Annotated in this window: 11 protein-coding genes; 2 read left to right on the top strand and 9 right to left on the bottom strand. The window is 57.4% G+C overall.

The window, feature by feature from the left end; all coding sequences use genetic code 11:
• Positions 1–82: 82 nt before the first annotated feature.
• From ETAA8_RS18600 to ETAA8_RS18580, 5 genes are all read right to left on the bottom strand, one after another.
• Positions 83–1,156, bottom strand: a complete 1,074-nt coding sequence (locus ETAA8_RS18600; protein WP_145091603.1) for a DUF6666 family protein — start codon at positions 1,154–1,156, stop codon at positions 83–85.
• Positions 1,157–1,303: 147 nt separating this feature from the next.
• Positions 1,304–1,996 carry a hypothetical protein gene (locus tag ETAA8_RS18595; RefSeq protein ID WP_145091599.1) on the bottom strand — a complete coding sequence of 231 codons (693 nt, stop codon included), beginning with the start codon at positions 1,994–1,996 and terminating at the stop codon, positions 1,304–1,306.
• Positions 1,997–2,064: 68 nt separating this feature from the next.
• The gene (locus ETAA8_RS18590) at positions 2,065–5,706 is read right to left on the bottom strand and encodes a bifunctional proline dehydrogenase/L-glutamate gamma-semialdehyde dehydrogenase (protein WP_145091596.1); all 3,642 of its coding nucleotides are present in this window, start codon (positions 5,704–5,706) and stop codon (positions 2,065–2,067) included.
• A gap of 150 nt (positions 5,707–5,856) precedes the next feature.
• On the bottom strand, positions 5,857–7,110 hold the full coding sequence (locus ETAA8_RS18585) for a BBP7 family outer membrane beta-barrel protein (RefSeq protein ID WP_145091593.1): 1,254 nt from the start codon (positions 7,108–7,110) through the stop codon (positions 5,857–5,859).
• Between the two features lie 415 nt (positions 7,111–7,525).
• Positions 7,526–8,038, bottom strand: coding sequence for a response regulator (locus ETAA8_RS18580; RefSeq protein ID WP_145091590.1), 513 nt, complete (start codon positions 8,036–8,038; stop codon positions 7,526–7,528).
• 209 nt (positions 8,039–8,247) lie between these two features.
• Between ETAA8_RS18580 and ETAA8_RS18575 the strand changes: the two genes are divergently transcribed.
• Positions 8,248–10,155: a leucine-rich repeat domain-containing protein gene (locus tag ETAA8_RS18575; protein ID WP_145091587.1), complete on the top strand. Its 1,908-nt coding sequence runs from the start codon at positions 8,248–8,250 to the stop codon at positions 10,153–10,155.
• On the opposite strand, the gene ETAA8_RS18570 is transcribed toward ETAA8_RS18575, so the two are convergent.
• Positions 10,152–11,132: a DUF3500 domain-containing protein gene (locus ETAA8_RS18570; protein ID WP_145091584.1), complete on the bottom strand. Its 981-nt coding sequence runs from the start codon at positions 11,130–11,132 to the stop codon at positions 10,152–10,154. The genes ETAA8_RS18575 and ETAA8_RS18570 overlap by 4 nt on opposite strands.
• Positions 11,133–11,559: 427 nt before the next feature.
• Between ETAA8_RS18570 and ETAA8_RS18565 the strand changes: the two genes are divergently transcribed.
• Positions 11,560–12,336, top strand: coding sequence for an enoyl-CoA hydratase/isomerase family protein (locus ETAA8_RS18565; RefSeq protein ID WP_145091581.1), 777 nt, complete (start codon positions 11,560–11,562; stop codon positions 12,334–12,336).
• 52 nt (positions 12,337–12,388) lie between these two features.
• Here ETAA8_RS18565 and ETAA8_RS18560 read toward each other — a convergent pair whose 3' ends face one another.
• The 3 genes from ETAA8_RS18560 to ETAA8_RS18550 form a co-directional block, all read right to left on the bottom strand.
• Positions 12,389–13,921: a porin gene (locus ETAA8_RS18560; protein ID WP_145091578.1), complete on the bottom strand. Its 1,533-nt coding sequence runs from the start codon at positions 13,919–13,921 to the stop codon at positions 12,389–12,391.
• 154 nt (positions 13,922–14,075) lie between these two features.
• Positions 14,076–16,256: a response regulator gene (locus tag ETAA8_RS18555; RefSeq protein WP_202921075.1), complete on the bottom strand. Its 2,181-nt coding sequence runs from the start codon at positions 16,254–16,256 to the stop codon at positions 14,076–14,078.
• 23 nt (positions 16,257–16,279) lie between these two features.
• A complete protein-coding gene (locus tag ETAA8_RS18550; RefSeq protein ID WP_145091572.1) occupies positions 16,280–22,060 on the bottom strand; it encodes a HAMP domain-containing protein in 5,781 nt (1,926 codons plus the stop codon).
• Positions 22,061–22,348: the final 288 nt, after the last annotated feature.

The following is a 22,348-nucleotide window of genomic DNA, read 5'->3' as shown; positions in this document are numbered from 1 at the left end:
TAGCGCGGATCAAGCAAGATGCGGCCGCAAACGACCGCGCTCGATCCGGTTCCCTGCTGTTAAGGGCTTTGACCGCGCGAAATTAGGGCTGAAGATCGACGTTGAACGACGTTGGTGCTGCCATGGGGAGGAGTGGCGCATAGCGACCGCGCCGAGCTCCCTTGGCATTGCCACCGGGGAACCACTGAATGCCAACAAAGGCATCGACGGTGCCCGTATCGGTGGGCATCATCAGGTTGACTTCGCCATAGAGTGCAAAATGATCGCTGAGGGGCGCGAGCATGTCGGCACCGATCACAAGCGTATCATCTTGATTCGGTGCTGGGCCGCCAATCAAGTGATGCTCGGCGTGACCTTCAGAAAGACCAAGCCACAAGGAGGTTTGCGCGCCAGTTTCCCAGTAATGACGCCAGTAAGCGGTTGCCTGACTGATGGGGCGAAGCGTGACTGGGATAAAACCGCCAATGATTCCTGTATCTTCCAGGCTGGCGATATTCGCGGTGATGCCGAACTGATCGCAAGGCCCCCAGTCGTAGGAAGCGCGCAGGCGCCATTGGCCGAGCGCGAAGGAGTCGTACGAGGTTTCGTAGAGAAAGTCGTAGACCAATCCATAAGCGAAGCCGTTTTGGGTGCGCTGAAACATGCCGATTGTGGTGTAGCTTTGGGTGCGGCCTGTCGGCTCGCCAATGAATTCGAAGAATTGCAGTGTGTTGCCGGTCGCCACCAGGCCCGTTCCCACTTGCAGGCCAATGCCGTAGTCCTTCCAAACTGGGATACCCCAGTTCGCATTGAACTGTGCGCCCAAGTTGGCGTTCACGCCAAAGTCTTGTGGTTGCTTCGAGCCATCGATGCCCGCAAAAAATGTCAACTCGTCCCAGATCGAACTGCAATCAGCGCAAAAGCTGTTGCCCGAGTTGTTGCCCCAGCTCGGTCCAGTCGGTTTCGCTTGCTGTGGTCCCCAAGCATCGTTGGTCTGGTCGCCGCTGTACATCGAACCGAGCATCGATGTGCCGACTTCACCACTCCCAAAGCCCGAAGAGCCGCCAAAAGTGCCGGCCCGCGTTGGTTCGCCGGGATTCAAAAGCTGCGCACTCGCGCGCTGCACGCCGCAGGCGACAATGACGAGCGCAAGAATCAGAAGGCGCGAGTAAGTCATGAACGTTGATTTCTGCCCGATGAACGCGAAACTTGTCGATCGATTCGATCGCTAAGCTTTTCATCGTGCGCAAACCTTACCGTTCGTGAGGATTATGCGGGCAAAAATGCCGGCCCAACGCTAGCGGTGCTGTCTCGTCACGCTGGCTTACAGAATTCGCAACTCTGGCAGCTTGGCTCGTTCGCCGTAATACAGATACTTACGAGCAGGCGGCGTTTCCGTCTTCAGCGTGGGGCTTTTGTAGAAAGTAAATGCTTCGCGAAAAGTGAAATCCCCTTCGACGGAAAAGATGAAGATCTGATCGCCGCTGCGCAAAAGTTCGAGTTTGGTCTTCGATTGCGTGGCGATGATGCCGTACTGCAGATTCGATTCGAGAACGAACGTGGCCTTTTTGCCGGCGAGGAAATCTTCCATCGCTTCGCGCGGGGCGGGAACCTTCACGGCATTGAACTCCCCTTGCAGTTCCACGTCATAGCCGGCCAGCTTGCCGTCTTCTCCTTTGCGCTGATGAAAGCGAAGTCCGTATAGCAAAACGGGCAGACCGGGATCATCGTTCGATTCGGGGAGCATTTTCGACTTGCCCCGAAAACCCTCAAGTCGGCCAATCGGCGCGGTGGCATCGACTTTGTCTGCGGTTTTGCCACCAGGAAACATGACAATGAGGGGCGGCAACTTTTCTTCGATGGTTTTGGCCGCCGCGTTCTTCTGGTGATCCGGATCGATGATCCGAAACTCCAGCGGAAACTCATCGGCCTTTTTAATGGCTGCCGGCTCCGCGGCCAACAAAGCCGGAGAGAACGCTACGCAGGCGAGGAATAAGAATCGATTGGCAATAAGCATGGTTCAATCTCGGCTATTCAGTAATTGCAGGCCGTATTCTGGGCCGGAATCCGCCACCGGGCAACGGGCTAATCAATTCGCCGCTCCCCGATTGGTGGTAAGACTGTGTCACTACCAAGTAGTGCGCGGCGGGGTTCCGCGGCCCGCGTGCCAAGATTGCCGTAGCGATGATAATCGTACGAAATGCTTTGCTCGCGGACATACCACAACAGTTCAATCAGACCTTCGCTAACAACGGGAACATCGGCGATCCAGCGGCCCACTTGCGCCGCTGCTTGCCGAACCGCCAGCGGCACACGCTCCCGGCACGAGTATCGCAGTCGCACATCGGGAACTTGTTCCAGATTGCGAATCAAGTCGTCGTCGGTCTCAGTGAGTGTCTCAATTCCCGCAGCCCAGGACTCGGTCAATCGATCGAGTTGCTCGCTCCACTCTTCCTCGCACTCCGGAGCCAGGCTGACCACAACCCGTGCGCCCGTAACTCGCGAGGCAGCAATTCGTGCGAGCACATCGAACCGCGTGTCGCCGGTCACCACGCGCACGCAGACTTCTGTCAGCGGCAAATAGCGACGGATATTATCTTGACCAAGCAGGCGAAAATGATCGTGCTCGCGCGCGAATTCGTGTTGCCAGGCGTAGTCGTAGCTGGCGATGGCCCGTCTTAGTCGTCGATTATCTGCCTGGCGGGGATCCAACTTATGAAGCAAGTCCGCCAGGTTTGAATTGTGTAACGGAGCTTCAGCAGTCGCGACCGCTGAGTCTCGATCAACAAAGTCCAGGAAGGCAGCGACGTAATTCGGCCCCCCCGCTTTCAGGCCTGGGCCAACTGCCGAGGCACCCATGCCGCCGAACGGCTGCCGCAAAACAATCGCACCCGTAGTGCCACGATTGATGTAGAGGTTCCCTGCCCGAATGCCCGCTTTCCAGAGATCGATTTCGCGATCGTCCAAACTATGAATTGCGCTGGTCAGTCCATAGCCCGTTTCGTTTACCAATTCGAGGGCCTCGTCCAGGCTTTCAAATCGCATCACCCCCAGCAGTGGGCCAAAGAACTCGGTGCGATGTGTGATGCTGCCGCGCAACACGCCGTACTTCACGCCGGGTGACCAGAGATTCGGATTGTCACCCACTCGCCGCGGCATCACGGCCCACGTTTCGCCGGGCTCTAACGTTTTTAATGCTTCTTCGAGCGCTCCTGCTGGCGCATGAATGAGGGGGCCAACGCGCGAGTGCAACTCGTACGCGGAGCCGACGTGCAGACTCTCGACGGCATCGCAGAGCATCCGCTTGAACTGCGCATCGTCGTAGATCTCGGCATCGAGCAGCAGCAGCGACGTGGCCGAGCACTTTTGCCCGCCATGACCAAAGGCCGATTGCACGACGTGTTTGATCGCCAGTTCGCGATCTGAAAGGGACGTGACAATCGTCGCGTTCTTGCCACCCGTTTCGGCCGAGAGTCGCAGATCGGGCTTCTTTGCCAGCATGCGCAGCGCGGTGTCGGTGCCCCCCGTGAGGATCACAGCTGCCACGTCCGGATGGCTCACCAATTGACTGCCGGGACCGCTGCCAGGGCAGGGAAGAAATTGCAACGTCTTGCGCGAGATTCCTGCTCGCCAAAAGCATTGGCACAGTTCCCAGGCAACAAGAACTGTATCGGAGGCAGGCTTCAAGATCACCGTGTTGCCGGCCGCGAGTGCTGCGGCCACTCCTCCGCAGGGAATCGCAATCGGAAAATTCCACGGGGGAACTACAACGACAACTCCACAGGGAGTGGCCTGCACCGATTCGAGCTCGAACCATCGCCGAGCACTCGCGCGGTAAAACTCCACAAAGTCGACCGCTTCGGAAACCTCCGGATCACTCTCGGTAATGATCTTGCCGCCGTTGACGAGCGCGGTATGCATGAGCGTGGCGCGTGAACGGCGTAATTCTGCCGCCGCACGACCAAGCATCTGATTGCGCTCAGCGACGCTCAACGAGCGCCAGCCCGCGCGGTCTTGCTTCGCGCATTCGACCGCACTATTCACATCGCCTTCATTGGCCAGCGTGTAAGTGCAGACTGCTTTGCCCGGTCGCGAGGGGTTCAAGCAATGCTTGGACTCGCGATCGATGATCTCCTGCCCCGCCACGACAATCGGCAGTGTGGTTAGTTCCAGTTCGCTGTCGTCAGTTCGCACAATCCGCTGAGCCCACTTCGCATTGGCAGGGAGTGACCAGTCCGTATCGGGCTCGTTGTCGAATTCATTCCAACGAATCTCTTGTTTGGGCTGCAGGAATGCTTCGTCAGTCTCTTGCTCCTGCCGATTCTGACTGCGGTGTGGTCGCGAGCTGAGCGGCATGTGAAACGAACTGCGAAAACTTTGCTCCAGCATCCGCCAATCGTCGCTGCCCACCTTTAGTCGAAAAGCGTGACCTAAAAAGTTCTCCGGGCCCGTGTTCTCGTCGAGTCGACGGATGAGATAACCAATGGCGTTCAGAAATTCCTCTTTGCGACAGGCCGGTGCATAGAGCAGCAGCTGCTGCGTCCGTTCGAGCAACGCGCGGCGCTGATGATTGGCCATCCCTTCGAGCATTTCGAACTGCACGCGATCGCCAGCTTCTGTCTTGGCGGACAGTACCAGACCGTAGGCCACGTCGAACAAATTGTGCGAAGCAATGCCCACACGCACTGCGGAAAGGTTCTCCGGTCGCAGCGCGTAGCGCAGCATTTGCTTGTAGTTGGCGTCGGTTTGAGCTTTGATTTGGAACGGTGCGGCCGGCCAATCGTGGAGTGCGGCATCGATCCGTTCCATTTCCATGTTGGCCCCTTTGACGATGCGAATCGTCACGGGGGCTCCACCGCGGGCCACACGATCGCGAGCCCAGAAGGTAATCCGCTTTTGCATTGCAAAGGAGTCAGGAATGTACGCTTGCAACGCAATTCCGGCGCTGATGTGTTCCAGTCCCGGCCGGCTGAGCGTGCGCATGAACGTTGCCGCCGTCAGGGTGAGGTCGCGATACTCCTCCATATCGAGATAGACAAATTTCGGCACCTCGGTGCCATCGAGCCTTAGGTATCGCGACTTGGTCGACTGGCGATAGAGCAGCTCCATCCGGTCGCACAGTTGCTGCAATGTGTGTTTGCGGGCGATTGGCAGAATTTGTGAATAGAGTGTCGAGATTTTGACCGACAACACTTCCACTTCGGGTGTCTGCAGCGCCTCGAGATACTTGTTCAGCCGGTGCGTGGCCTCTTCTTCGCCCAGCAGCGATTCGCCGAGGAAGTTGAGATTCATCCGCACTCCCTGTTCGCGGCGGGCTGCCAGATGTTCGCGCAGCACTTCCGGTTCAGCTGGGAGAACGACGTTGGCCGTTTCGTGCTGCAAGTGCGCTTTCACCAGTGGCACGGTAACAGTCGGCAGCCAACCGCCGAAGGTTTGAAAGCCGCGCAAGAGCGCCTGGTCGAGCGGGCTAAAGAAGCGAGGAATTCCCTGGACATCGAGAATGTGAGTGAACTGCTCGGCTGTTCGCGCGGCTGCGTGCGAGCGGAAGGCCTGATCGGTCAGTTGGACCAGGGTGGCTTTATCTGCCGGATGACGAAGCATTCGGTCAAGCTCGGCTTGCTGCTTGCGCTCGGCGGGCGACTGCAATTCGGTCGCCCGTTGCTGCAGCGCCGCTGCCAGTTGCACTGCTGAGTCGATGAGCGCCGCGTCTGCGAAGGAGAATCTCATGTCGGTATTCTACCGTCCCGGTCAACGCGTCAACTCTGGCGAGTCGTGGCCGACTAATTTCTGCTAGTAAACAAAAAATCCTCGGCAACCGGAGAGCGTTGCCGAGGATGCGCCAGGGACTAAGTTGTTAGCGGGGAACTCTGCTTGCAATTACCAGCCGTATTCCAAGCCCAAGTTCACCCCGTGATAGACCAGACTGCCGTTGGCGTCGAGCACGCTTGCGCCCGTGGTAACATTCGTTCCCGCCAATTGGTCGGGGGCCAGCGCCACCCCATCAACCCACAAGACTGAGTAGCCAGCGAGCAGACTTAGTCGCTCCGTCAGGCGATAGCCCGCCGTAACGCCCACTTCGCCAACAAAGGCGGTTTGGTTGCCGGTCGAGTTGATCAGAGGGAGTGAGCCAGCAATTCCCGCGGAGCGTGCATTCAGATTGGCCGAGTTGCCATAGATGCCGGCCTTGCCGACGGCGTTGACATACCAAGTCCCTCGGTCGACGACGCGCAGGTCGAGTCCCGCTTGCACACCATACAGATGATTCATCGTGTCGAACGATTGTTGCCCCGCTCCACCGAGATCGACTGCCAACAACTCGTTCACTTGCACGGCTCGAAAGCCCACCAGCCAGGTGACCCAATCGTTGTGGGGACGACGCAGGTTGAATTCGAAGCTGTGCAGGTCGGAGGTGTAGTTCAACGTTCCCGGGGTCACGCCCGGGAACAGTAACACGGGAGTCGTTTGTAAGTCATTGATATCCGCCAAGGCAAGCGTTCCATTCCAGCCATCGATGCCGAAGTAGCTCACTTCTGCATCCCAGCACGAACCAAAGATGCCGTGACGAATGGCGGTCAAGCGCGGGCCTGCTCGCCAGCCACTATCGAGATCAGCAGTGGAAACAGCCACTGGGGCCACGACGAGGGGCACATTGGCCCCGCCGGTACGATCCCAGATCAGTGCTTCGGCCCGAAAGGTCCAAGTGGGGACGCAGCTGCAAAAGCAGGAGTCTTCGCAGGCCGGGGTGGTCTCATAGAGCGGCGTGCTGCAACTCGGCATGACTACCGAGTCGCAGGCCGGCGCATACATGATGGGTGGCGGCAAGTACTCGGGGTAGTCGACGAGGGGTTGCTCGATGATTGGCTGCGGGTCGGCTGGCTGGAGAGCGAGGGGCTCTGCTGGCGACACCGTGGGTTGTTCAGCGGGTTGCAGCACGATTGGTTCTTGTTCATCAGCAGCCTCAATCAAAACAGGGCGAGGACCAACTCGACTCGATTGCGCCAGTTCCAGGCCGTCGTTATCCGGCGGCGGTTTGGGCGGTGAGAGAAGTTCCGCTGCCAAGCTCAGGCTCGTCCAGCAGACGGCCCCAGCCATAGGCAGCAAGAAACGACGAACATTCCACGCAGCATGCATGGTCTAGGTCCTCCTTGAACCTTGAAGATTGCAGAATCCAATTGCTCGATGCTTTGCGTACCATTCGTACAAGCCTACCTGGAGCGGTATGTGGCTCGACGAATCTGCGTACTAGCATCAAACTCGCTATCGGATCGTTTACCTCAGTAGAGGTAGAAGATTGCTGCGCGGCGGTGCTAGCGGTAGGACAGGTTTTAGCAGTATCCGAGGCTTGTCGAGATTCACCGGTGACTTCGGCACGATGGGCATGCGCGGCGCGCAAGGAGCCCGCGCATCGGCAAGCACAACAGCCATACAGCGCACGCGCGCGATAACTGTGATAACCCTGCTCTCAAGCGATCAGGCAGCGTGGCGCACCGAGCACACGCGGCAAAGTCGAGCGAGCGAAGGTCGCCGCGCGGCGCGATGGTGAGCTTTATGCCATTGGCATGCGAATGCCACTGAGCGCGTGGCGAAGGTTCGAGCGTGGTACGACTGGCGTCGCCGGTGCAGGTTCGGCGATGGGTTCCGGCATGGCAGCCACGCGAGACTGTACGAGGTGCGGCATCCACAAAGCTTTGCTGACGAGTTCAATCAGCACTTCGGGATCAAACGGCTTGCGGAGGTAGTACGAGCCACCCGCATCGTGCGATCGGCGCACAATATCGGGAGCTTGGGCGGCCGAGATGAACATCATCGGCACGTCTTCGATGCCCGGCAGTTGCCGCAATTCGCGGCACAGCTCGAGGCCGTTCTCGGGGCCAAGGTCGACGTCGCAAACGATCAGGTCGAGAGCCAGGGACTTGATCGCCTTCCTGGCCGCCTGCGCATTGCGGGCACAATGGCATTCGTAGCCCGACATGTTGAGGACGGCCGCGATGCCGGTCAGCATGATTGGATCGTTGTCGATGATCAAAATCACAGCTGGTTCGTGAGCTAAGGCAGACATGGGGATTCTCGCGCGTCACTGATACGGATGCGCCATTCCCTGGCTGGACTTCCTCACTATTGATTTCGTCAGCGACCCGCGGTGGGACATAGGAAACTTTCGCAGACCGGCACGTTCGCTACAGGCGGAACCACGAGAACAATCCGAGTGAGCTGACTTTGCGCGGCGTATTACGGGTCGCTCAGCCTGGCAAAGGGTACATTGTTCTCATGGCCCGACCGCGAACAACTCAACGAGTCAATGCACACTCGGAGCATGTGCCGGGGGCGTTCGCGCGTTGGTACCAGCAGGTGTCGCGGTCGGTCGAGAACTACTCACTCCTCCTCTTCGTGGCCGTTTGCCAGGCTGCCACCCTGTTGGTGAGTTGGCCGGTGTGGAACGTGCGCGCAGCCCCGCCGCTGCTGCCGTTGATTTGGTTTCCGGAAATTTCGTTCGGTATTCCGCTGCTCTTGACGCTGTTGGCAATGGTGGCCTGGCCCCGGTTGGGAGTTGCCGCGCACCTGACGCTGCTCGGTATTGCCATGCTTGCCGATCAACTGCGGTTGCAGCCCCAAGTGATTTCGCTGGCGGTGCTCATGCTGGGCTGCGTGAACGAACGAACTGCGTATCTCGCTCGCTGGTACCTGGCCAGTATGTGGCTATGGGCCGGACTTCATAAGTTCTTATCGCCCGAGTGGTACGGCTATCAGTCCTGGTGGTTTCTGGAACAGTGCGGCTTCGATGGAGACACCTGGCACTTGCCGTTCGCCATCGCCGTTGCTCTGTTTGAGACTGCGGTCGGTCTGCTCGCCATGTTCGCACCGCGACTTGCCGTCTGGCCTGCGGTGGCCTTGCATCTGGGACTGTTATTGCTGCTCTCGCCGCTGGTGCGAAATTTCAACGAGAGTGTGTGGCCGTGGAATTTGGCAACGGCAGTTGCGGCCTACGTGCTGCTCAGGCAATCGTCGGTCAATCGTCTGAATTGGAAAGATAGCGGCTGGCCAACGCAACTGGTCATCGCAACTCTGTTGTTTTCTCCCGCCTTGTTCTACGTCGGGTTGCTCAATCCGCATCTGGCATTTGTCCTGTACAGCGGGAACATGCCGCGGGCGATTCATATTAGTGCTGACTCTTATCATCACCTGGACGGCTGGACTGGACTGACGGTCCCATTTCCCGATTCGCCCCGGTTGTTTATTCAGCATTTTGAGCGGACGGCGAAGCCCGGCGAAAGACTTCACATTGCCGATCCGCGCTGGGGCATTTCCGATCGCTACTTCATCAAGTCAGCAACCGGCGAAGCAGCTGAAGTGTCACGCGCCGCATATCTGCCCGAGAATGGATCGGTGCGCGTGCTGGAACTCGAAGATCTGCAACTCCTCTGGCAACTGCGGCAAGCCGGCTATCGGTTGGAGCCGAGCGGATTCGAGATCATTACCAAAGCCACCTACTCATCGCCAGCGCTGGCGAGTCAACGTGCTGAAGTCGTGATGTTGCTGACCCGGCTACATAACTTGCAAGAGTTGCATTTGCAAAGGCAAATCGTAACTGACCAAGACTTGCGGCAGTTGAGCGTACTACGGCGGCTAGAATTGGTCGAAATGAACCGCTGTCAACTGCCGGAGAACGCACTCGAGCGACTGGCAGAACTTCGAGCATTAGCGTGGCTCGATCTCGAAGGGAGCAATTTCTCCTGCGTTGGATTGCGGCAACTAACCGCGCGTTCGAACTTGCAAGTGTTGAAAATAGCGCACACGAACTTTTCGGACGATTGCGCCGCGCAAGTCAGCACCGACTCCAAGTTGCAGTGGTTGCATATCAACGATACCCAAGTCACTTCCGCCGGTTTGCTGCGCTTGCCAGTTCTGCCACATTGTCAGTGGCTTAGCCTGGCTGGCAACGACATTGGCAATGCGGCGCTGATCAACTTACCGCAGTGGCCGCGCTTAGAGATTCTGGACCTATCGCGCACGAAGCTTACGGATGACGCCATCCCCACATTAAGCCAACTGCAGAGTTGCCAGAAAATATTCTTGAGTGGTACTCAAATTTCATCCGCCGGCAAAGCGCGACTGCGACGCGCTTTGCCAGACTTGAATATTGACGACGAGCCTGTGATTGAAGGCCCACCCAATTAGGCCTTGGCAGCAATGTTGATGTAGGCGTGCACGTGCGGCGCTCCGCGGAAGTGCCAGACGAACGACGGACCTTCGACGCGCCAGATATCCCAAACGTTGTCCTTGTTCAGGTCGTTGTTCGAGTAGAAGGCCATGTGCAACTTGCCCACGCCGCCATCGGCTTTGAGCATTGCCATTACTTCGTCGGCATCTTCGGCGCGATAAGGAGCCAGCAGCACCTTGAGTGTCGCTTCGACCAACTGCTGTTGATCGCTGCTAAGTTCACCCACGCCAATGCCCGGGAACTTGCCAGCTGCACCTTGAACCTGCACCGCCGATTCGCCAGGAGCAGCAGTCAGCAAGGCCTTCTTCGCTTGCGCGGCGTCGAGTGCTTTGAAGACCTCGTTGGTTTGCTTGGTCTGATAGTGGTAGAGGTTTTCCTTGGTATCTTCTTCACCGTGACCATAGATGAGTGGACCGCCAAAGGCCGCTTTATCCACGCTATCGCCATCGGCGCGCAACGTGAGGTGGCGACCGGTCAGAGTCCATTGGAACTTGCCTGAGTCAGGATTGCCGAACATGGCCATGCTATACGCGCCCAGACCACCGTCATCGTATTCGGTTTGCTTCAGCAATCGTTGGAAGCCATCTTCGGAAGTCACCTTCCGCACGATTTGTTCCGCCATCGCCCGCTGTTGCTTGGTGTAGAACGAGTCGTCGATCTTCGGCTTGGTGATGTGCCAGTTGGCGTTGATCTTCTTGCGCAATTCGTGATCGAAATCGAAGCAAATCGCTTTCTTCTGCTCGTCGGACAGCGACTTGTACAATTCGGCAGCCACCGTTTCTGCACCACTCTTCGGACTTGGCGCGGCAAATACGCTGTTGCCCAACATCGGCACAGCAGCCGTGGCGAGGGCAGCGGTGCCCATCGTGCGCAAAAAGTCGCGGCGGTCTACAGAGCCACAATCCGAGCAACCCGAGCGGTCCTTATGGTTCATGATCATTTCCTGGAGAGAGGATTGAATGGTGGGAAAACCTTCCGGCATTGTAGCGAAGCCTTGTGGCTGAAGCGAAATGAATTCGGAGCCAGGTAGTGAGCTGATTTGGGCGATGGCTGGACGCGTCAGCCTCAAAACGGGGGGTGTTCAATTAAGGGTTCCTTAATTGAACAGTGGATGACGTAACTCACGAGTTTCCGAGCGTTTGGTGTTCAAATAAGAGGCTGCCTGTTGAACATCTAGGATGAAAAAAGTCAGTCGAACTCACCCACGCCCCGCATCCGCGGCGGTCGTTGAACTTACCCTGAACAGCAAGCAGAGTTGGCACGCGTGGCTGCTCAGTGCCGCGGTCATCGACTAAACTTGCGTTGGTGCGATTCCCCGTGAGATCGCCGGAGTATCCATTGGCCTGGCCCAGCTGCCCATCATGACCGTCATCGTCAAGAAGAACGTCCCCAGCGGAACCATTATTCTCAGTCGGCCCGAGAAGCGTAACGCGCTGACCAGGCAAATGCTGACGGAGATCTCGCAGGCCTTCACCGATTTGCATGGCGAAAAACAAGTGCGCGCGGTCATTCTGACCGGCGCTGGTTCGGCTTTTTGCGCTGGCATGGATCTCGCCGAGATGCAGCAGACCGCTTCGCAGCCCGATGCCCAAGAGCAGTGGTACCGCGACAGTCTGCAATACCGCGAGCTCATCGAGCAGATGCTGCAGTTTCCCAAGCCGATCATTGCCGCGGTCAATGGGCCCGCGATGGCGGGGGGAGCGGGGCTGGTGCTGGCCAGCGATCTGGTCGTGGCTACTGCTAGTGCGATGTTTGGCTTGCCGGAGCCCAAGCGGGGGATTGTCGCGGGTATTGTCTCACCACTCTTGGCCTTTCGCATCGGTGGGGGCGCTGCCACGCATCTGCTGCTGCGGGCCAATACCATTGAAGCGCAGCAGGCTTTGTCGCGAGGCATCTATCATGAGATCGTCGCGGACGATCTCATCTGGGCGAGCTCCCACGAACTGGCGAAGGAGATCGCTCAATCGGCACCTGAGGCCATTCAACTGACGAAGCGTATGATCTACGAAAATATCGGCGAGCAGTTGCTGACTCAACTTTCAGCCGGTGCAGCCATGAGTGCCACCGCGCGCACCACCGAAGCGGCCGCCGAAGGGCTCACTGCCTTCTTTGAGAAACGCAACCCAAAGTGGAAGTAGCTGTTTCTGTAGTTTCCAGTGGTTTGTTTCTCAGGCAGCACTCTGCAGCGACTTAGAAGTCGATCTGGGCCCGCAAAGCGAAGGCACTGGTTTCGCTCTGGACTCCAGTCCGGTAGTCGAGCCAGCTGTGAACGAAGTTGAAGACCACTTTGCAGTAGGGGTTGCAGTACCAGTTGACGCCCGTGGTCAGGTTGCTCATTTCGCCACCGACAATCGTGCCATCGTTTAGGTCGATATAAGACCAACGAGCCGCGATTTCCCAGGCCCCCAGTCCACAGCATCTACCGCTGTTAGTGTTGACCCAGAAGAAGTCTTCAAACGGTTTTACACGGTCGATGGCTCCCGCTTTGCGATCATAGGGCCGATGCTCGCCGGTGAGAAAATAGCCCGCCTGCATGTACATGCCGGCGAGCGTCGCGGTGCCGCCAGCGGTCTGGTCGACGATGGCAGCCATTGCTTCGGCCTGAAAGGAGAACGCACCATGCACGGTCAGGTTTTCGACACCGAACGTATTCACACTCTGAGCATCGAGAAGCAAAGTATCGACAAAGAATGGTGTTCCATTGAAGGCACCGGGGACTGCCTGACCGGAAGTGCCCACCGCGCCTGGCGCAAACTCACCGACGAAGATCTCGGGAATCGAGCGGAAGCGAACAAGATCGCGCGGCGGCGAATTGTAGTAATAAGCGCCGCCGATATGGCAGTAATAGCGTCCATCAGCTGGTTCGTCGTACCACAGCAAGTGGGTTAAGCGACCGGCAAGACCGTTGCCACCATCCGTACTTAACGATCCTCCGAACTGATCCTGTCCTGTACGGAACAAGGAACCAGCCCACGTCGTGTTCAAGTCTTCCGAGTTGTTGTAGAAGCCAATGCCGATGTGGCGAAACGGCGTGAAGGCCTGAAACAGCGAGGAACGTTCCATAAAGGTCGTATAGCGAAAGCTGCTGACGACCTCCAAGGAAAAGGGGTGTTTCCATTGCCCGACACGCACATTTCCGAGTATGGGCAAGTTCGTCCACTCCATCCACACATCGGTGAATGTCGGCCGGCCGAAGAACCCGAAGTCCATCTGCACGAAGTAGTTCATATTCTCCGCAACCGCGCCCTTCGCGCTTAAACGCACGCGGCGGAAGTCGGCACCATTTTGAATCGGCTCGTTCAGGATTGGATCGAACGTAGCGCGGCTTGCCGCATCCTGGTGGAATACCACTGCATCGGCTTGCACGATGCCATTGATTGTGACGTTCGGCAGTTTCTTGGAGGCGGCCTTCAGCGCTTCCATCTCCTTCTCAAGCGCTGCTAGTCGCGTGGCAGTAGGATCGGCAGGAGCTAAGGTGGCCGCCAGATCGGCACTGCTGTCGGCCAGTGTTAGTTCACTGGCGACCTCAGCGTCGACGGGTGCCTGATAAGGAGCAGCCAAGGGTGTGGGATCAGGCTGAGCCGGAAGCTGCGGCGCCGAATACTGTTGCACTGGCAATTCGCCAGACGGAAAAGGAGTCGGATAGTTTGGTTGCCCGCTGGCAGTTAGTAAGGAGGTGCTGCTGGCAATTGCCACTGCTAGCAAAGCGTGGATGGACCGCATGGCAATCTCGCCGATAGTTGATATTTCAAAAGTGAGCGACAAATTCGTCGGTCCTAATGAATATCGGCAGCAAGACCGCTACAACCCCTAAAGTCTGCCAAATTGTAATTCAGCGATATGAAGCAGTTGCTAGCGGACAATTGTGGAGACCGCGCTACCGTTGGCACAAATGACTGAACGAAGTGAGCGTGCGCTGGAGCACGGCAAAATCGACGGGCTTCGTCATGTGTTGATCAAAGCCCGCCTCTTTAGCGCGGCGCTGATCGTCGTCCCTTCCGTAACCGGTGAGTGCAATGAGCAGGAGACCGTCGAGATGAGTCTCTTCGCGCAACGCCCGCGCGACGGCGTAACCATCCATCCCACCAGGTAAGCCGATATCGCACAGCACCACCTCGGGCGACCACTCGGTTGCGACAGCGAGACCACTCGGACCGGTATGAGCAACCTTTACCTCATGCCCCAGGTGACGCAGGAGCAATCGCATACTTTCTGCGCCATCCAAATTGTCTTCGATGATCAGGATTCGGCAAGACTTTCCCTTCGTTGTTGCCCGCGGTGCCGACTGCTGGGAAGCGACGACAGATTGATCGAGAAACAACTGCACGCGAAACTCGGTCCCCCGTCCTAAGCCTTCACTGCTCACGCAAACTGCGCCGCCATGCAACTCGACGAGCCCTTTGACAAGTGCCAGCCCCAGCCCCAACCCACCACGACTTCGTTCCAGCGATCGATCGGCCTGGGAGAAGGCATCGAAGACTGAACTGAGTGTTTCGCGATCCATGCCAATGCCCGAATCGCGAATCGTCAGCAGCGCCGAGCGTCCATCCGTTTCGGGAAGCAGACGAACCAGGACTTGCCCCCCTTCGTCAGTGAATTTGTGTGCATTGTGAATCAGGTTCCCAACAATTTGACTCATCCGCGTCCGGTCGCCTTGAATCCACAACGACTGCTGCGGTAGTTCCAACGTCAGCTGCAAGCCGCTCTGTTCGACGACCGAGCGATAATCTTCGAGCGTATCTTTAACGATCTTGGTCAGGTCGCAGCGCTCTCGTCGCAATTGAATCTTGCCGCTGGCAATCCGGGAGACATCAAGCAGATCGTCGATCAGCCGCGTCATGTGCGCCACCTGACGTTCGATCATTTCACGCGCTTGGATCGAGCCAGTATCGGTCGTGGTCCCCGGTACTTGAGCTGAACAACGCAGGATTTCGACCGCATTGCGAATCGGCGCGAGAGGATTCCGCAACTCGTGGCCTAACATCGCGAGAAAATGATCTTTGCGGCGATCGTGTTCGCGCACATTCTCATACAGGCGAGCGTTGTCGATAGCGATGCTGGCCCGATTGGCAAAATCCTCAACCAGGCGAAAGTGGCCCACAGCTGTGGTCGTTTCGAGCGAGTTGCTTGCCAGGACCAACGCGCCAATGGTGCGCCCACGGGCACTAAGAGGAAGAATCGCGAAGACGTGGAGCGGATTTCCGCCAATTCCTTGATCGCCGGTAATGTCGGCCGCTGAAATCGTGATTTGCCGCACGAACCCCGCGCGGCCCAACCGTGCCTGACTATTGTCAATTGCCTCTTTAATCGAACCGCGCAGCTGTGCCGGGAGCCGCTGCCAAAGTTCATCACGAGTTGAACTCAAGTTGCCGACGGGCGTCGCCCAAGCTGCGTCGCACTTACCGAGTTGGTGTTGCTCATCCAGCAAGGCGATGGCACTGAAGTCTGCCAAAAATGGCACCGCAACTCGATTGATTTCGGCGATTGTGGCGTCTGTGCTTAAATGACGAGTCATCGCGGCCGAAGCTTCGGACAGAAAATTTAACTGCCGATTGGAATCTTCCGCCGCAGCTCGGGCAGCCTGCTCGCGCGCGAGGTTGACCCGAGCTTCAGCATGCCGCTCAATCTCCTGCGTCTTGCGGAATAGGTCGACGAACACGCGCACCTTGGTGCGCAAAATATCGGGCACGATTGGTGACAGGATATAGTCGACCGCCCCCAAGGAATAACCTTGGGCGGTGTGCATGTCGTCGCCAAAAGCGGTGACGAAGATGATGGGGGTATGGGTGCAGCGCCGATGTTGCCGGATCAGCGCGGCGGTTTCGAAGCCATCCATGTCCGGCATGTTCACGTCGAGCAGGATCACGGCAAAATCGTGCTCCAGCAGACGTCGCAGTGCATCGCGCCCCGACTTCGCCAGTACGATGTTCTCCCCCAGGCTGGCAAGCGCAGCTTCAAGCGAAAGAAGTTTATCGGGCTGATCATCGACGATCAGCACGTTCACTCTTTCGCTGGGCGGCTGTCCCGCTGGCGCTGCATCAGAGCCTGGTGGCATCATGTAAGTCATCCAAGAGTTAGCGATTACGTGGCCGCCCGTGCTTCAATTTCTTGTCCGGCAGTTTCGCGCCGTCTGAGCCATGCGCGCATGACAGCTAACATCTGCTCCGAGTCTACCGGTTTGGCAAGGTAATCCCAAGCCCCGGCCTCGATGCACTTCTCGCGATCTCCTTTCATCGCTTTGGCTGTCACCGCAATAATGGGAAGGTTTTTAAGGTGCGGAATTTGGCGAATAGCGCGCATCGTCTCGTAGCCATCCATTTCGGGCATCATGATATCCATGAGTACGATGTCGATATCGGCATGGTTCTGCAGCACTTGAATTGCATCTCTGCCCGTCTCAGCCGAGTAAATTTGCATGTTGCGCCATTCCAGCACACTGGAGAGCGCGAAGATATTGCGAATGTCATCGTCGACAATGAGTACCTTGCGCCCTTCGAGCACGCCGTCCGAATCGTGCAGATTCCGCAACACTTCTCGCTTGTCGGGAGCTAGCTTGGCTAACGGATAGTGCAACGTGGCGGCCACTTGATCGAGCAGTAGCTCTGCAGAAAATGCTGCCCGGACGATGCGGCTACGGCCAAGCTCGCGTAGCGCCACCTGGTTGTCTGCCGAAGGAACGACATCGGTGCGGTAGATAATCGGTAGTCTGGCAAGCGCGGGTGTGCGGGCAATTTCAGCAGCAATTTCACTCAACGAAACATCGCAGACTTGCGCGCTCAAGATCAGGCAGTCGTATTCACCCGCTTTCAGTGCCGCCAGCGCCTGCCGATTGCTGGTGACGTGCTGCACACGCAAATCATCCTGCTCGATGAGCGGACGAACTTCGTTTTGCGCCGTTGCTTCTCGTTCCACCAGCAAGATGTTTCGAGTCCGTTGCCGGGTGAATTCGCTGGCGGTGTCCATGAATTTGTTGAGATCATCCTGAGTGCGAATTGGCTTCGGTAAGAACTCGACAGCCCCCGAACTGAGAGCCTGTTCTCGTATTTCTTCCGTCGACACAATCCATACCGGTATATGCCGGATGTTCGCATCGTTCTTCAAACGCTCGAGCACTCGCCAGCCGTTGATATCTGGCAAGCAGATGTCGAGCGTCATCGCTGTAGGACGATATTCGCGGGCCATGGTGAGCGCGGCCGCGCCCATCGAAGTCACCAACCCCTTAAACCCTCGCTCGTGGGCGGCCTGCAACAAGATTCGGGCAAAGTTCAAGTCGTTCTCGACGATTAGCATGACTACGTCATCTGGCTGGATGGTGTTGCGGTCATCACCCACTTCGTTGACCAGTTGCGAAACTTCCGGCTCCAGCAGCTCAGTTGGTTGCTCGCGCGGCGGAGCAACCAGATTCGCAGGAATGTGTGTGAGGGAGTCGTCGGAAACTCGTTCTGTCGAGGCCTTGCGCGAAAGCTTTTGTGGGACAAACGCCTGTGGCAGGAACAAGGTGAACGTGCTTCCCTTGCCCGGAATGCTGGTAAGACGAATTTCGCCGCCGAGCAGTCGCGATAGTTCGCGGCTGATCGCCAGACCGAGGCCAGTACCGCCGTACTTGCGGCTAGTGCTGCCGTCGGCCTGCTGGAAGGCTTCGAAAATGATCTGCTGCTTGTCTGGTGAAATACCGATGCCCGTGTCGGTAACGACGAAGGCCAGCACACCGCTGGCATGATTCAGCAAGTCGTTCTCGGTGTTCCAGCCCGCAGCGATCGGCTTCACGGTGAGCTTAACCCTCCCTTGATGCGTGAACTTAAACGCATTAGAGAGGAGGTTCTTGATCACTTGCTGCAGGCGTTTGGCGTCGGTAAGCATCGTCTTCGGCAATTGCGGATCGAGCTCGATGCTGAACTCGACTTCCTTGGCTTCGGCGACGTGGCGGAAGGTCCGTTCGACGTAACTGTTCAGGTCGCTGAGCCGCAGTTCGCCGACATCGACCATGACCGTGCCCGATTCGATCTTCGACAAGTCGAGAATGTCGTTGATCAGCATCAGCAGGTCGTTGCCGCTGGAGTGAATGGTCTTGGCGAACTCCATTTGCCGCGACGTGAGGTTGTTCTCCGCATTCTTGCTCAGCTGGTCCGAAAGGATAAGCAAGCTGTTGAGCGGCGTTCGCAACTCGTGCGACATATTCGCAAGGAACTCTGATTTGTACTTCGAAGTGAGGGCCAACTGTTTGGCCTTTTCTTCGAGAGCCTGGCGGGCTTGTTCCACTTCGCGATTTTTTCGTTCCACTTCCTGATTTTGGTGCGCGAGCAGACCGGCCTTCTCTTCGAGTTCCTGGTTCGTGTTCTGCAACTCCTCTTGCCGGCTTTGCAACTCTTGCGCAAGCGATTGCGACTGCTTGAGCAGGCCTTCCGTACGCATGTTCGCTTCGATCGTGTTGAGCACGATACCGATCGATTCAGTAAGCTGATCGAGAAATGCCTGGTGGGTCGGATTAAAACGCTCGAACGAAGCGAGTTCGAGCACGCCCTTCAGTTCACCTTCGAAAATAACCGGCAGGACGATGATGCTCTTGGGTGCGGCGACACCCAGCGCGGATGAAACGTGAAAGTAGTTGGGCGGGCAGTTGGTGACGAGGATCTTCTGCTTTTCCAATGCGCACTGACCCGTGAGCCCTTCGCCGATGCCAATTCGCTTGCCCAAAGCATCCTGTCCTTGATCGGCGTAGCTCGCCAGCAAGGTGAGTTGGGGCTGATCGTCGACCGTTTCATGGACGTAGAAGACGGCCTGCTGGGCACCCACCACCGGCACGAGTTCCGACAGAATCATGCGGCCGACCGTCGTCAAGTCGCGCTGGCCTTGCAACATGCGGCTGAACTTCGCCAGGTTCGTTTTCAACCAGTCTTGTTCGCTGTTCTTGAGCGTGGTGTCCTTCAAGTTGCGAATCATCTCGTTGATGTTGTCCTTGAGCGCCGCCACTTCACCGAGAGCCTCCACGGTGATGGAGCGAGTCAAGTCACCCTTGGTCACGGCGGTAGCCACCTCGGCGATCGCGCGGACCTGAGTCGTCAAGTTCGCCGCGAGTTGATTCACGTTCTCGGTGAGCATCTTCCAGGTTCCGGCTGCACCCGGCACCTTCGCCTGGCCACCGAGCTTTCCTTCGACACCCACTTCTCGAGCCACGGTCGTCACCTGGTCGGCGAACGTCGCGAGCGTTTCGATCATCGAGTTAATCGTATCGGCAAGCGCCGCGATTTCCCCCTTCGCTTCCACCGTCAGTTTTTGCTTCAAGTCACCGTTAGCGACCGCGGTCACAACCTTGGCGATACCGCGCACCTGGCTGGTCAAGTTACCGGCCATCGAGTTCACGTTGTCGGTAAGATCTTTCCAAGTACCGGAAACACCCTTCACCTGGGCCTGACCACCCAACTTTCCTTCCGTACCCACTTCGCGGGCTACGCGGGTCACTTCCGCCGCAAACGAGCCAAGCTGATCGACCATCGTGTTGATCGTATTACTCAGTTCGAGAAATTCACCCTTCACGTCGACGGTGATCTTCTTCGATAAATCGCCCGTTGCCACGGCCGTGGTCACCGCAGCAATGTTACGCACCTGGCCAGTCAAGTTGCTGGCCATGAAATTCACGGAGTCGGTCAAGTCCTTCCAAGTTCCCGACACACCTTCCACCTTAGCTTGACCACCCAATTGACCTTCAGTGCCCACTTCGCGGGCCACGCGGGTCACTTCCGAAGCAAAGGAGCGAAGCTGATCCACCATCGTATTGATGGTGTTCTTGAGTTCGAGAATTTCACCCTTCACATCCACGGTGATCTTTTTCGACAAGTCGCCATTCGCCACGGCGGTCGTCACCGCGGCGATATTGCGGACCTGGCCGGTTAAGTTGCCCGCCATGGAATTCACAGAGTCCGTAAGATCTTTCCACGTACCGGAAACACCTTCCACCTGAGCCTGTCCGCCCAGCTTGCCTTCGGTGCCCACTTCGCGGGCCACGCGGGTCACTTCCGAGGCGAACGAGCGAAGCTGATCCACCATCGTATTGATGGTGTTCTTCAGTTCGAGGAATTCACCCTTCACGTCCACGGTGATCTTCTTCGACAAGTCACCGTTCGCCACAGCGGTCGTCACTTCGGCGATGTTACGCACTTGAGCCGTGAGGTTACCGGCCATGCCATTCACCGAGTCGGTGAGATCCTTCCACGTACCGGCAACACCGCGCACCTGAGCTTGTCCGCCCAGCTTGCCTTCCGAGCCCACTTCGCGAGCCACACGAGTCACTTCCGAAGCAAAGGAGCTAAGCTGATCGACCATCGTATTGATCGTGTTCTTCAGTTCGAGGATTTCCCCCTTCACGTCCACAGTGATCTTCTTCGACAAGTCGCCATTGGCCACGGCCGTCGTGACGGCCGCGATATTACGGACCTGGCCGGTCAAGTTACCGGCCATCGAATTCACCGAGTCGGTGAGGTCCTTCCAAGTACCGGACACACCTTCCACCTTCGCTTGGCCACCGAGCTTGCCTTCGGTACCCACTTCGCGGGCCACGCGGGTCACTTCGGCCGCGAACGAACTAAGCTGATCCACCATCGTATTAATGGTGTTCTTGAGTTCGAGAATTTCCCCCTTCACATCGACCGTGATCTTCTTCGACAAGTCACCGTTGGCCACGGCCGTCGTTACCGCCGCGATGTTACGCACCTGGCCGGTCAAGTTACCGGCCATGGAATTCACCGAGTCGGTGAGATCCTTCCATGTACCTGAAACTCCTTCCACCTTCGCCTGCCCACCCAGCTGACCTTCCGTGCCCACCTCGCGAGCCACGCGGGTCACTTCCGAAGCAAACGAGCTAAGCTGATCGACCATTGTATTAATGGTATTACTTAGTTCGCCGAACTCGCCTTTGACGTCCACCGTGATCTTCTTCGAGAGATCACCCTTGGCGACGGCAGTCGTCACGTTGGCGATATTACGCACCTGCCCCGTGAGATTGCTGGCCATGGAATTCACCGAGTCGGTGAGATCCTTCCAAGTACCGGACACTCCTTCCACCTTCGCTTGGCCACCAAGCTGACCTTCGGTACCCACTTCGCGGGCCACGCGGGTCACTTCCGAGGCGAATGAGCGAAGCTGATCCACCATCGTGTTGATGGTGTTCTTCAATTCAAGGAACTCACCCTTCACGTCGACGGTAATCTTCTTCGACAAGTCGCCATTCGCGACGGCGGTCGTCACTTCGGCAATGTTACGTACCTGGCCGGTCAAGTTACCGGCCATCGAGTTCACCGAATCGGTAAGATCCTTCCAAGTACCGGCGACGTTCTTCACCTGGGCCTGCCCACCCAATTCGCCTTCCGTACCCACTTCACGAGCCACGCGGGTCACTTCTGACGCGAACGAGCTGAGCTGATCCACCATTTTATTAATGGTCTTGGCCGTGCCGAGGAATTCGCCCTGCAGCGGACGATCGTCAAGCTCCAGCGCCATCGTCTGTGACAGATCACCTTGAGCCACGGCACCGATCACGCGAGCCGTTTCGCGCGTGGGGCGTACAAGGTCGCCGATTAAATCATTGACGGAATCAATCGAAGCGGCCCAACTGCCGCGCACATCGCCCAGCGAAGCTCGCTGCGTCAGCTTTCCTTCTTTACCGACCACTCGCCCCAGCCGTTCGAGTTCGCGGGCCATGCGCTCATTCAACTCGATGACTTCATTAAAGGCATCGGCGACCTTGCCAGCTGCTCCGGTCCAATCGTGCGGCAACCGGACCGAAAAATCGCCCCGCTTGAGCGCGCTCATTGCATTCAGCAGAACGGGGAGGTCGATGGCTTGCGTGGTTTCCAGTGAAGCAACCATGAAAGAATCCTTGATGAGCAAGCGATGATTTGAAATGCAACTGATAAAATTAACGAGGCGGGGCGTGTCTGCTCGTCGACTGCTCAAGCTTGCATGTGGTACGTAAACCGCACTGTCGAGCGCGCAGAAACGGATTGCAGTGAGAACGGACTGAGAGGGCATTCCGCAGTGCGCGGAGGATGCTGATCTAGAGAAGGTCGCTGGGGAAGAAACGGCGACGTAAGTCGTTTCACAATCAATCTCCGGGGCGCGCAGTTTCATCCAGTTCTGTGGACGTAACTCGCAGTC

This window comes from Anatilimnocola aggregata (assembly GCF_007747655.1).
Lineage (GTDB): Bacteria > Planctomycetota > Planctomycetia > Pirellulales > Pirellulaceae > Anatilimnocola > Anatilimnocola aggregata.
The sequence above is the reverse complement of the archived record's forward strand: the minus strand, read 5'-3'. Positions and strand labels throughout refer to the sequence as shown.